The following is a 12,910-nucleotide window of genomic DNA, read 5'->3' on the forward strand; positions in this document are numbered from 1 at the left end:
CCTCTAATCTGTTTTCTTATTTCTTTTTGCTTTTGTTTTTTGGTTTCTTTTGTGGAAAGGATAAAGAGAAATTCACCCTTCCGGTTTCATCTGCATCCATATGAAGATCTGCCTCAAAGTACATATTTTTCTTTCTGGAATACAGGTCTTTTACATGCACACTTCCGTTTTTCAGAAGTTCTGCAGCCATCTTTTTATCCATGGTTTTTTCCATGCTCTGCAGATAGCGGTTATCTTTCCAGAGAGCAAAGTGGCAATCGTGGTTGCTGCAATAGAAGTTGGTCTTGCTTTCGTATACCAGGCTGCCGCATACCGGACAGGTTCCAATGCTTTCTCTGGTCTGAAATCTTCTTGTTTCTTCTTCGGAGATCGCATCACATCCATTCAGCATCATGGTGAGCATATTTTTGATCCCAGTCATAAACTGTTCCGGTGCAATTTCTCCATGCTCCATCAAGAGCAGCTGATTTTCCCATTCTGCAGTCATACTTGCAGATTTCAGGAAGTCTGGAAGAATCTCAACAAGGACTTTTCCATCATCTGTTGGAATGATCTGTTTTCCTTTTCGGGTGGCATACTGGGAATAGATCAGTTTTTCGATGATACCGGCTCTTGTTGCCGGAGTTCCTAATCCTTTCTTTTCTGTATCTTCATCGAATTCCTTATTTCCAGCAGTTTCCATTGCCGCAAGGAGCGTATCTTCACTGTATGGTTTTGGCGGTGATGTGAAATGTTCTGTCTTTTCTGCAGCTACAGCATAGAAAGTCTGTCCTTTGGTTACTTTCGGAATCCTCTCTTTCATTTCTTGATCTGGATCTGCTATTGCCATGCGGTCCTTATTTTTGAAGCAGTTTTCAAAGATTTTCCATCCATCCTGCAGGACAGTTTTTCCTTTTGTCTTGAAGACTTCTCCCTGGCATTCCACTTCAATCTCTGTTTCCTGGTAAATGTGATCTTTACTCATTGCCATGACCGTATGGACTGCGATCAGAAACAGAATCTTTTCTTCCCAGGATTTCAGTTCATCCATATGGCAGGATGTAAGTTCCATCGTTGGGATGATTGCATGGTGATCTGTCACTTTGCTGTTATTCATGACTTTCTTCACATCTGGCTGTTCCGGCTGATCGAAAGGACCTGTCAGCTGATATTTCTCATAAATCTGACGTACCACATTTCTTGCGGTCTGCTCCATATCTTCGGTCAGATACTGACTGTCCGTTCTTGGATAAGTGATCAGCTTCTTTTCGTACAGGCTCTGGGCGGTATCTAATGTCTGTTTGGCTGTCATTCCATAGATACGGTTTGCTTCTCTCTGCAGTGTGGTCAGATCATAAAGCTTTGGGGCTTTTACTTTCTTTTCGGCTTCTTTTACAGCAGTGACAATAGCTTCACTTCCCTGGCATCTGCTTCTTAACTGTTCCGCCTCATCCGGATCAAAGATCTTTGACTTTACTGCCGGAATTCCGTCACAATCCAGTTCCACATTGAAATACTTTTCTTTTTGGAAATTGCTGATCTGTCCGGCACGTTCCACCAACATGGCAAGTGTCGGTGTCTGAACCCTTCCAACGGTCAGCTTTTTGAAGTACTTTGTGGTGTAAGCTCTGGTTGCATTCATTCCTACCAGCCAGTCAGCCTGAGAACGGCATACAGCAGCTTCGGCCAGATGTCGGTATTCCTCTGCGGATCTCAGATGCTGCATTCCATCAAAGATTGCTGAATCTTCCAGAGAACTGATCCATAATCGTTTCACCGGCTTTTTACTTCCGGATAAGTCATAGACATGTTTGAAGATTAATTCTCCTTCACGTCCGGCATCACAGGCATTTACGACGTATTCAATTTCCGGACTGTTGAGCAGTCTTTTTAAGATATAGAACTGATCTTTCTTATCTTCTGAGACTGTAACTTTCCAGTCTTTCGGGATGATCGGGAGATCTTCATATCTCCACTGGTTAAATTTCTCATCGTAAGCATCCGGTGAAACATACTCGACCAGATGTCCGAAACACCAGCTGACCATACAGTCGGTTCCTCTTAAATATCCGTCTTCTCGTTCCTGTGCTCCAATCACTTCTGCGATTGCTCTTGATACACTTGGTTTTTCTGCAATTACTAAATACATGATGTATTACCTCCTTCATATAACGAAACGGAGAGAGCATGTTTTACAGCCCCCTCCGCTAAAAAAGTTTATTTATTTTTCATTTTCTTCAAAATCTTCGTCTTCAGACTCTTCCTCATCCGGAACTTCTTCCAGTCCACCTGTTTCCAAACCTTCCGGCTGATCATCCTCATCTTCCTCTTTTTTAGGTTTATAGATCTTGAAGTAGTAGTAAGCTGCCACACCGCCGAGAGCCAAAATCAGGATTGTTGCCATTGCACCCATATTGGTTTTTGCAGATGCTGTTTTCTCCGGATCAATGGTAGCTTCCTTGCCTATATCCTCATTATTTGTTTCATCCAGCACAACCTTTGATGTATCTGGCTGTGGTGTTACGACAGTAGCAGTGCTGTCTTTATCCAGAAACTCTGACAGATCATTTTCATCAATCTGGGATAACATATAGACATTCTGGGATGTGGCACTGCGGTCGATCACGATATAGAAAGTATTATTATTCTTCGTTGTAACTGTAAGAAACTCCTTTGTGGAATCATCGGTAATGTCATCCTTAACTTCGCCATTTCCAGGTGTCGTAAATGCAGTTCCCTGGTCTGTTCCATCTTCCGGCAGCACCTCATTTGTACTTGCCGCCTCATCCTTTTTCTCTTCTTTGTCTGTTGATTGATCTGTCTGAGTTGTCTCTACTTTGGATGCCTCTGCTGATTCATCCACATAGGCAAATGCTGTGGTTGATGCAGTAAAAAGCATCATGACTCCTAACAGCAGTCCTGCCATTTTCTTATTCATTTTCTTCCATTTCACCATTCTGATATTCCTCCATATTTTCATTTGTGAATACAAAGGAGCCTGAACCTTCTTCGTCAGACTCCCTGCTTACCTGAAATTTAACTGTTCCATTCTGGATACCATCCAAAAGATCATACAACTGACCATTCTCCATCTTCATACCACGGATGCACCTGATCATCTCATTGTCCTCTTCCTGCTTTAATGCAGCCTGGACACCACTAAGATATTGCTGCAGATCCGCGATCTTTTTCTCTGTCTTGGCAATTTCATCCAGATATTTTTTAATCTTTTTATTCAAACTTTCACCTCCCTTCAATCACCCATTTATGGCAGTCTTCCAAAGCACATGAAGTGTTGCTGCCAGTAGGATGTGCTGATATTTGAGTAATGGATCGGATCCCCACAATGGATCATCATATTGTTACCGACATAGATACCCACATGGCTTGCACCGGATGTGTTATACGTTCCCTGGAAGAAGATCAGATCTCCTGGTTTTGCTTCTTGCGGTGATACATAAGTACATACGCCTCTTAATCCATCTGCGGTCAATCGTCCATAGTTCCAGCCATTACCACAGTGGTTAATGACATAAGATACGAATCCTGAGCAATCAAATCCGGACGGAGAGTAACCACCCCATACATAAGGTACTCCCAGATATTTTTCCGCTTCTCGGATCATCCGGGCAAATTCTTCATCCTGCAGTGCTTCCGGTGGAATCTCATAGCTCATTCCATTACCGCTTGATCCACTGGTCACATTGTTTACATCCCACAGATAATTTCTGTTTCCATAGGTCGTATTTAATGCATTGTAGATGATCAGCTGCTCTGCATTCAGATTGGCTCTTGCCACAGCATCAAAGCTTCCATTTGTCAGTGTCACATATAGAATCTTCTTAGTGCTTGTACTTGTAACCGTTACTTCCTGACTGCCATTGTCATCTGCGATATAGGCTTCCCAGGTCTGGTGTCCATGAGCAGAAGCGGCAGCATGGTTATCATAGTAAACGTCAAACTGCACACCATATCGTGCAAAGGCTCCGGTATCCTCAACTGTGTATTCCACACCATTCATTACTACCTTTGTTCCAATCGGCACAAACGGATTGGAAGCATCTACAGCAATGGTATGGTTTGCAGTTGGATATGCACCACTGGCAGTTGGACCTCCGGACCATACTCCACAACAGATTCGACAGTTACAGTATCCACTGGTCACTACCTGTCCCAATGATTCTCCGACTCGAACATTTCTGGTTTCTGTCACCGTTTCTGTTCGACCTTCTGTATTCAGATGATATTGTGCTTCAAAAAGAGCTTGAAGTTCGTTTTCAACATCTGAGTACGTCCAGTCCCCATATTTTGCGGTAAGATACGAGATAAGATGGTATGGATTATGACCAATTTCTGCAATGTTGTACTGATACTCGTCATAATTTGGATGTCTTCGTTCCATCTCATTTATCTGCTGATTCAAGGCACTTTCCAAAGCAGCATATCTGTTTTCGGCAGCATAAATATCCTCGTCTGAACTTGGATACGTTGTAATACCAATCACAGATCCAGCACCCTCGATAGAAGCACTGCAGCTCCCCAGAGATACTGCTATGACAAGAAAAAGAAGCGCAAAAATACCGATGCCTGCGAACATGGCACGACTACGCTTTACAATCTCTTTCAAGGCAATCTTTGCTTTTACCGTCATGTTCTCGACACCGGCAATGGTTGTTGCTCCACCCAGACTGCCAGCGGATTTTCCAGCTCTGGCTGCCCGGTAAGCATCCTTATATCGTTTTTTCTGAAAGAAGCGGTTATAGGAATGTCTCTTTTGTTCGGCTTTCTTTACCGTTTCTGCATGTTTGGCTCCTTCCATACTTTCTACAGAACCAAATTTCAGTTTCTTTTCTACGGTAGCCTCACGATAACCTCTGCGATGGGTTTTCACATCCGTTCGTTTGCTCCGGATCTGAGCATGACGCAGACCACGTAACGCAGCTTCTGTTTCACGCTCTGCGAGTCTGGCACTTTCCACACCTGCATTTTCATCTGTTTCTTCCTCTTCGGAAGTAACTGCTTTCATACCAGATATAACAGCTTGTGTGGCAATGTATTTTCCGGCTGTCCCTCCTGGTTTCATGCCAACACCTTTCACCATCTGATTTCCTTCATCATCAAAGGATAATCTTCCGGCTTTTGCCTGTTCTTTAGTCATCTGTTTTTGCAGCTGCTTCTTCCGAATGGATTTCTTTTGACTGTTCAGGCTGTTATCACCATCCGGGATTTTTTCATAACGATGCAGTTTCTTTCGATATCCGGATACTTTTTCTTCCAGTGTGACTTCAACTGTATCCTCAACAGCTTCCTGCTGAGCAGACGATTTACGAATTTTCTCCATCTGCAGTCGTTTTCCTTTTCCTGATTTTGAATCTTCATTCTCAGCCTTTTTTCGTTCTCGTTCAGGAACAAATTCTTCCTTATTTTCCGGTCGCCCTCGACTCCTGTGACTGATATCTTTTACACTACCATCACGGAGATTTTCTTCTGTCAGACCATCTCTGGTCATCTTTGCGACCTTTTTATCTTTGCCTTTAAATTCTTTTCCGGCTATAGGTCATCACCTCCTGGCACAACTTTTCTTTCTGTACTCATTCAGTTCCTGGCGTCCAATGATCGGGATTCCAGGATAACCATCTGCCTGTGTCCTGATTGCCGGAGAGCTTGCCTGGATATGAAATACCCAGTTCAGTTCACTCGGATCTCTCGGCCAGAATCCATTGATCAGCATAGCTTCCTTGAACTGGTTATTGTACAGATGGATCTGGGTACGTTTATATAAAACTTCTTTCAGATCATCACTTGTAAGATGTGGATAGATTTTCTGTGCCGGATAGAAGTTCCAGAATACCCAGTCAAGAATAATGTTCTGTGTTTCCAGTGGCAGTTCATACAGATGATGATCGTCATTGACTGTATGAACACGGTATCCTGGCTGCACATTTTCCAGATTTTTCATCTGAATGTAAGGATTGTCCTGATTCCACTGCTTGATTCGGATCTTATCGATTTCCTTCATTTGCATCCCTCATTTCTTTATCTCGTTTCAATGTTTCCTCAGGCTTCGTGGTCATCAGACCATACAATTTCAATGTCTTATCGAACTTATCCTTAAATGGAATGATCGTTGTTCCATAGAAGAGAAGTCCTTCACCTTCCCCGGAATTCGTCACATAAGACAACTGATATGGGGAAATATTCAGCTGTTTTGCAAGGATCTGTCTGTCACCTGCAGCCTGATTCAGCATCAGGATAAAATCACTGTTCTCAAAGATATTTTCAATCTCCCTGCTGGCAAGAAGATCCTTAATGTTCTGAGTGATACCAGTCGGTACACCTCCCCATTTACGGAATCTCTTCCAGATTTCTACGGAATAAGCTGCTGTCTGTTCTTCTTTGAGCAGAAGGTGAAACTCATCGATATAGTACCTGGTAGATTTGATGCCACGGTTGATTGTAACTCTGTTCCATACCTGATCCTGGACGATGAGCATTCCGATTTTTTTCAGCTGTTTTCCAAGCTCCTTGATGTCAAAGCAGACAATACGGTTATTCAGTTCCACATTGGTTCTATGGTTGAATACTTTCAGTGATCCATTTACATAGATTTCCAGTGCTGTTGCAATTCTCTGGGCCTGTGGTTCTTTCTGCTTTCTGAGGCAGTCATATAGGTCACCGAGGACCGGCATGTTTTCCGGTTTTGGATCTGCAAAGTACTTCTGATACACCAGTGGAAGACAGCGGTCGATCACTGATTTTTCCTCTGCTTCAATACCGTCCCTGCTTCCCATGATCAGCTCACATAAGGACAGGACAAAATCAGATTTCACACCAAGTGGATTGTCATCATCGGAATAATCCATATTGATATCCATTGGATTGATATAGTCCTTACTGGTAGGTGAGATATGAACGACCTGTCCTCCCAGTGCGTGGACCAGCGGATAATATTCACCTTCCGGATCTCCGATGATAATGTCATCCTTCGTAACAAAGAAAGCATTGGTGATCTCTCTTTTGGCAGCAAAGGATTTACCGGATCCAGGAGTACCAAGGATCAGGCCATTCGGATTTTTCAGTTTCTTGCGGTCCACCATGATCATGTTGTTGCTGAGTGCATTTAATCCGTAATACAGGGATTCTCCTGCCATAAAAAGTTCCTGGGTGGTAAACGGTACGAAGATAGCAGTGCTGGTCGTGGTCAGTGCACGTTTGATGGGGATATGATTGACTCCCAGCGGAACACTGCTCATCAGTCCTTCTTCCTGCTGATAGTCCAGACGTTTCAGTACACAATTGTATTTCTATGCAATTCCGGCAGTCTGGAAGATGGCATTGTCCAGTGCCTGTTTGGTCTTTGCTGTATTTAAAAAGAGCGCTGTTACAAGGAACATACGCTCATTTCGTGACTGCAGGTCTTCTAACAGACGCTTAGCTTCTCCGCCATACGTGTTCAGATCCGATGGAATGATATCCATATCGTATCCGGCCCGGACTGCTTTTTTCTGTTCTTCGATTTTCATACGGTTGATATCCGTCACTTTGCTTTTTACCAGCTTGATTGCCTTCATCTGATCTACTGACTGCACATGCAGGTTGACGATCAGGTTCTTATCGATATCCAGAAATTCTGCCAGCATCTTATCCGTAAGCTCCGGTGCCAGGATCTGCAGATAAGAGACAGCCCCGATAGTATTTCCCATCTGGAACGTATTTCTGTCTCGGAATACAAAACTGGTCGGTGCCACATAATCCTTTGTATTGAGTCCTGTCCGGATCATGGATCCATAGTCAAACTGAAAATCTGTCATCACATCCGGATTGAATGTCTCATACAGTATCTGCAGACGTTCCACGCCATTCAGCGGATATGCCGGAACTCCCAGGATCTTAAAGTTATTCAGGATATCCGACTCGATACGTTCCAGCTTTGGTTTTGCCTCCCGGATATTTTCTGCTTCAATGGCAAATGTGATATATTTTGACTTCACCAGACCGTTGTTTCCTTTTGCCAGCTGCTGTTTCAACATCTTTGCGTATTCCATACGGACATCGTCAAAAGCATCATCCTGAGGACGGATCCGGATGACCTGTTCAAATTCTTTCATGCTGCTTTTATGATTGATAAAGCTCAGCTGAAAATGGATACTGGCATCAAAGTAATTGAGGAAATCACACCAGTTTTCAAAGATTGCATTTTTATCTTCATTCTGAGCCAGCTGGTAGTTGATGTCATAAAAGCGGATACACTTAGAATAAGTTTTTCCCTGTACCCTGCAGATTCCATCTCTTCCCATTTCCTTATAAGCGATCGACTGCTGGACGGACAGTTTTTTCTGCCTGCGTTTTTCCTCCTGCTTTTCTTTTTTCTTTTTCTCTTTTCTGTCTACTTTTTTGTATCCGGTATCTGCGACGGTTTTCTTATTTTTCTTTTTTCGCAACCGTTTTTCCTCCTTTCGGTTTTCCTGCATCCGGAGACTGTCTGATCTGTTCCGGATCTGTTTCATAATAGTTTTCAGTTTCATATTTTCTGACGGGTGGACGAAGAAACTTCACCCGGATCATATGCATCAGAACATCTTCCAGATGCATCCCGTCTTTTTCGTACATGGCAAATAAAAATGCCGGTAACATCAAAAGCACCATGACCGTTGCCGCATTACTGTTTCCCATCACATTACGCAAGAGGAAATAGCTTGGAATTCCCATTGCAGCACCAATCCCAATACAGATCAGCTGTCTTTTGGTCAGGTTAAATGCTACTTTATTTTTTACCTTCGTTAAGTCTTTCGGTACGCTGACATATGCCATGATTTTCACTCCTTCCTATAAATTAGTGCGCGTTAAATATCGACTTACTTAATGATGCTGTCTTAAAGAGGCTGTAACATAAGATCACCGTATAAGCCATAACGCCAAATAATGAAGAACTCAGATTATCTGAATACTGGATACCTGCAACAAGCACTGCATAGATTGCAACGCATACCATCATCAGAAATGCCTGGAAAGCCAGGGCAAAGAGTCCTCTGAAATAATTCGTGCCGATCTGTCCCCATTCTCTGTTACTCATAGTTGCGAATGGAATCGGCGCAACTGAGGTATATAAGTAAATCTCTATCATACGTCCATACATGATCACTGTGATAAGTACAGACAGGATTCTCATACAGAAGCCGGCAATAAGGGTTTCCAGCGCTAATACAACAAGTTCTCCGATTTCCATACTTTCCAGTGTTGCGGAAAGATCCGTCAATGCCGAAGAAATATCAATGGCGGTACTTCCTCTGATAACACCGGCTGCAGAATTAACTACGTGCTGGCCCACATCGAATACCGCCATTGTGATCGTAAATGTGTTACTCACCAGATATACAGCGATCCACATTTTTACGAAGTACTTGAAAAACATCCAGGTATCAATATCATGCATGTTGTTACGCTCGGTCAGCATAGAAATCAATTCGTAGCAGAGTACGAGTGTGATAATAATACCTGCGATCGGCATGATCACAGAATCCGATAGATTCCGGATCATACTGAATATGCTGCTGTTCCACCCTTGCGGGGTCTGTCCAACTTGGGTAGCAATCTCACCGGTCTTTTGATTGACATCAGTAAACATCGTGTCCAGGTTGGAAGTGATCATCCCGGTTAAGAGTTCCCTCATCCATTCCTCAATCGCATCAAAAATCTGACTGAACATGGATTTCTACTCCTTTCTCTTAACCAAATAATCCACTCAGAAGCGGAATCAGCTGTGTTCCAATCAGGATAACACCACCACCGCTCATCAGCTGTTTAATTCCCTGGGATTTTGCACCCGGGTTGTCGTTTCCATAACCTTCCATCAGGTTGATTACGCCCCAGACACCAAGACCGGCACCGATTGCAACGACCAGTGTCTGAAGGATATTGATTGCACTGCTAAAAAAAGCCATAATCAAATGTATGAACAAACGCTTTTTCTTATGGTCTGTAAGCGTTTGGCTCTACTCCTTTCCCTTTTATTCAGACCTTTTTATACCCTTATCAGTAGTAGCAGGGTGCTCGAATTCTTTCTTTCATATCAGTCCTCACTTTCCTCAGCTTCAATCGCTGATACGTCTTCTTGTGTTACAGTTACTTCATACATTTCAAATTCTGTATCTTCTGACATCACCAGTCGGTGTGCCAGATATTTTTCGACATCAAACGCATTATTCTTATTAAAATCGGCAAGCTCTTTGTACCGTTTATGCTTTGTGATGTCATATTTGTTGCTTAAAAACGGCCGGACTCCTCGAAGCTGTAAGATACATTTTTCTCCGTCCATAACCGCCAGCTCATCTCTACTCATCAGTTCTTTTCCAGTCTTTTGATAGTTCAGCCCATAGGATCGGTTGCTGCCTCTGGTATCTGATGTGTTGTAAAGATCAATGGTTTCCTTTCCCAGGGTTTCTGATATTTCTTTCAGTGTGGAACTTTCCTTTCCGCCCAAGAAAAGAACGGTGTCACAGTTGCCTGTGATCGTCTCAGCAGCATCCTTATAGATAGTTTTCAGCTGAGATTGTGACTGCAAGATGATAGAAGCTGAGATTTCCCTGCTTCGGATCGTAGCAATCAATTTGTCGAATTTTGGAATCTGTCCGATATTACTGAACTCATCAAGAAGTAGCCGTACATGATAAGGAAGCCTGCCGCCATGCTCATCATCCGCCTTATCACAAAGCAGGTTAAAAAGCTGGGTGTACATGATCGCTACCACAAAGTTAAATGTGTCATCTGTGTCGCTGATGATGACAAACATGGCTGTTCTCTGATCACCGATCATATCCAGTTCCATTTCGTCATACGACATGATTTCTCGAAGCTCCTGAATATCAAATGGTGCAAGTCTGGCACCACAGGAAATCAAAATCGATTTTGCAGTTTTGCCGGCCGCAAGCTTGTACTTGCGATATTGCCTTACTGCAAAGTGTTCCGGATTTTCTGCTTCCAGTTCTTCAAACAATTCATCCACTGCATTTTTAAATTCTTCATCATCCTCCCTGGTCTCACTGGCATTGATAAATTCCAACAGAGTAGAAAAGTTCTGTTCTTCCTCTGGTGCCTCATACCAGATGTATCCGATCAGTGCAGAATACAAAAGACGTTCGGCCTTGACCCAGAAATCTTCCGTTGATTTTTCGCCTTCACCCTTGGTATTTGCGATAATGGTATTGACCAGCTTCAAGATGTCTTTTTCACTCCGGATATAATGGAACGGATTGTAATGCATGGACTTTTTAAAGTTGATCGTATTTAATACCTTGATCCGGTATCCTCCATTTACCAACATCTTCCCGCATTCGACGATGATCGTACCCTTCGGATCAGTGACCACATAGGATACGTGATCCGTCATCTGCATAAGGTTGGGCTTCACATAGAATCTTGTCTTACCAGATCCGGAACCACCGATAACGATCACATTCTTATTTCTGGCATACTTCGGAGCTTTTGGTCGGCTGTTCATGGTCAGACGTTCCGTTTCTGTGAGGATGACATTGTTTTCAAAGACCGGATCCATGAAGGGTTCGATATCTTTTCTATTTCCCCATCTGGCCGATCCATACTCCACACCTTGTCGGAACTTCTTTGCATTTTTTGAACGATAGTAGACCACCAGTTTTAATGCACCTGCAACCAGAACACCTACTGCAAGGTCCTGCAAAGCGACACTTGGCAGCCAGCTTAAAAATGCCAGTCGGAAATTGACTAACATCACGCCAAGTCTCTGGACCATGCTTTCTCCCAGGCAATGCCGGTACAGCCAGGATCCTTTATCTGCTACATAGAAAATAAAGAAATATGGGAGATTTAAGATCACCAGCCGTTTGACCTGGATCTTCTGTAATTTTTCCCGGATCATCGTTCCTGACCTCTGGATTTTTGTCTCTGCTTCACACGCTGGCGGTGCTTTGCTTTTCTTTCTACAGATTTCTGCAGTTTCTTTCTGACGGATGGTTTCTTCGACTGTTTCTTTTTCAGTTCTACTCCGGCATATTCCCGGAAAGCCGCTGTCATCACATCCACATCTTTGGCCTTAAAGAAGACCAGAAATTTCGGTGGATCCGCACCAACCTCTTTTTTCAGGCTGTAATCAATGCCGTATTTTCTTGCCACACGATCAAAAGATTTGATATTTTCATCTGTGATCTTTAAGTTGGAAAGCTGTACTCCCTGTGCATTCAGCTGCTTGATGGTCTGCTTTCCATGTGGCTTTTTCTTTTCAATCTTTTTCCGGGCTTTTTCCCTTCCTTTCTCCTGAGCTCGTCCGGTCTTTTCAGCCATTTTCACCTGCGTTGCTTTCTGTTTCCTACGGTTGTCCATTTCCAGGAACTTCCGAAGGGCTGCTTTTAGCACACTGGCAGTGATCTTGACTCCCTGGATGCTCAGGCTGATCACTTTCTGATTTACTTCTTCCTGCAATTACCCACGTCCTTTCTTTCCTTTCATCTCAGAATAAAGACGGGCAATACAATATCCGATGCATGGAACATGTTTTCCATACGGACAGCCACCACATGGTGTTGTTTTTACTGCTTTTTTCTTTTCCGGAAGCAGATAGTGGCACTGTTTCAAGCTACAGCCTTTCTTTTTTCCTCCCCACCAGTAACAGTACTTGCAGGACCATGGCTTTTCTTCGCTGTACTTTCTTCCCTCAATAGCTGCATTTGGTTCTATGATCAGATCTTTATTAGTCTTCATTCTGTTCTTCCTCTTTTCTCATGATTTCTGTCAGTTTTTTCTCTGCCTGACTTCCGGCAGCAATGAGACAATACAAAACTGTAAATATTGCCGCTGCTCCCAGAAGAGCAACAAAAATAATGATATTTCTCATGGTTTCTCCCATCTAAAAAAGCGTCCACAGATTCCTTTCGGTTTCCATGAACGCTCATTCTTATTT

Annotated in this window: 12 protein-coding genes and 1 pseudogene; all 13 read right to left on the minus strand. The window is 43.2% G+C overall.

The genetic code is table 11. From position 1 onward, the window contains the following. Window positions 1–16 precede the first annotated feature (16 nt). Window positions 17–2,128 carry a DNA topoisomerase 3 gene (locus tag DWW77_RS11675; RefSeq protein ID WP_029471610.1) on the minus strand — a complete coding sequence of 704 codons (2,112 nt, stop codon included), beginning with the start codon at window positions 2,126–2,128 and terminating at the stop codon, window positions 17–19. Window positions 2,129–2,200: 72 nt separating this feature from the next. Next, window positions 2,201–2,935: a DUF4366 domain-containing protein gene (locus DWW77_RS11680; protein ID WP_118608754.1), complete on the minus strand. Its 735-nt coding sequence runs from the start codon at window positions 2,933–2,935 to the stop codon at window positions 2,201–2,203. Beyond that, window positions 2,910–3,218, minus strand: coding sequence for a DUF4315 family protein (locus tag DWW77_RS11685; RefSeq protein ID WP_118608755.1), 309 nt, complete (start codon window positions 3,216–3,218; stop codon window positions 2,910–2,912). The genes DWW77_RS11680 and DWW77_RS11685 overlap by 26 nt, the downstream gene beginning before the upstream one ends. Window positions 3,219–3,244: 26 nt before the next feature. Next, window positions 3,245–5,488, minus strand: coding sequence for a C40 family peptidase (locus DWW77_RS11690; protein WP_118608756.1), 2,244 nt, complete (start codon window positions 5,486–5,488; stop codon window positions 3,245–3,247). A 51-nt stretch (window positions 5,489–5,539) separates the two neighbouring features. Beyond that, the gene (locus DWW77_RS11695) at window positions 5,540–5,998 is read right to left on the minus strand and encodes a hypothetical protein (protein WP_118608757.1); all 459 of its coding nucleotides are present in this window, start codon (window positions 5,996–5,998) and stop codon (window positions 5,540–5,542) included. Continuing rightward, window positions 5,982–8,450 (minus strand): annotated as a pseudogene (locus tag DWW77_RS11700) (VirB4-like conjugal transfer ATPase, CD1110 family). Before DWW77_RS11700 ends, DWW77_RS11695 begins: the two are co-directional and overlap by 17 nt. Continuing rightward, on the minus strand, window positions 8,401–8,790 hold the full coding sequence (locus tag DWW77_RS11705; RefSeq protein WP_005334813.1) for a PrgI family protein: 390 nt from the start codon (window positions 8,788–8,790) through the stop codon (window positions 8,401–8,403). The pseudogene DWW77_RS11700 and the gene DWW77_RS11705 overlap by 50 nt, the downstream one beginning before the upstream one ends. Before the next feature lie 22 nt (window positions 8,791–8,812). Continuing rightward, window positions 8,813–9,685, minus strand: coding sequence for a VirB6/TrbL-like conjugal transfer protein, CD1112 family (locus DWW77_RS11710; RefSeq protein WP_117683025.1), 873 nt, complete (start codon window positions 9,683–9,685; stop codon window positions 8,813–8,815). Window positions 9,686–9,704: 19 nt separating this feature from the next. Continuing rightward, window positions 9,705–9,920: a Maff2 family mobile element protein gene (locus DWW77_RS11715; RefSeq protein WP_005334815.1), complete on the minus strand. Its 216-nt coding sequence runs from the start codon at window positions 9,918–9,920 to the stop codon at window positions 9,705–9,707. Window positions 9,921–10,048: 128 nt separating this feature from the next. After that, on the minus strand, window positions 10,049–11,872 hold the full coding sequence (locus tag DWW77_RS11720) for a VirD4-like conjugal transfer protein, CD1115 family (RefSeq protein WP_118608758.1): 1,824 nt from the start codon (window positions 11,870–11,872) through the stop codon (window positions 10,049–10,051). Then, window positions 11,869–12,432 (minus strand): PcfB family protein, encoded by a 564-nt coding sequence (locus DWW77_RS11725; RefSeq protein ID WP_117639997.1) that lies wholly within the window; start codon window positions 12,430–12,432, stop codon window positions 11,869–11,871. The genes DWW77_RS11720 and DWW77_RS11725 overlap by 4 nt, the downstream gene beginning before the upstream one ends. Continuing rightward, window positions 12,433–12,711 carry a hypothetical protein gene (locus tag DWW77_RS11730; RefSeq protein ID WP_005423569.1) on the minus strand — a complete coding sequence of 93 codons (279 nt, stop codon included), beginning with the start codon at window positions 12,709–12,711 and terminating at the stop codon, window positions 12,433–12,435. Continuing rightward, window positions 12,701–12,844: a hypothetical protein gene (locus tag DWW77_RS18100; RefSeq protein ID WP_164492145.1), complete on the minus strand. Its 144-nt coding sequence runs from the start codon at window positions 12,842–12,844 to the stop codon at window positions 12,701–12,703. Before DWW77_RS18100 ends, DWW77_RS11730 begins: the two co-directional genes overlap by 11 nt. Window positions 12,845–12,910: the final 66 nt, after the last annotated feature.

The sequence above is a fragment of the Ruminococcus sp. AF17-12 genome (genome assembly GCF_003479245.1).
GTDB classification, from domain to species: Bacteria; Bacillota; Clostridia; order Lachnospirales; family Lachnospiraceae; genus Blautia_A; species Blautia_A fusiformis.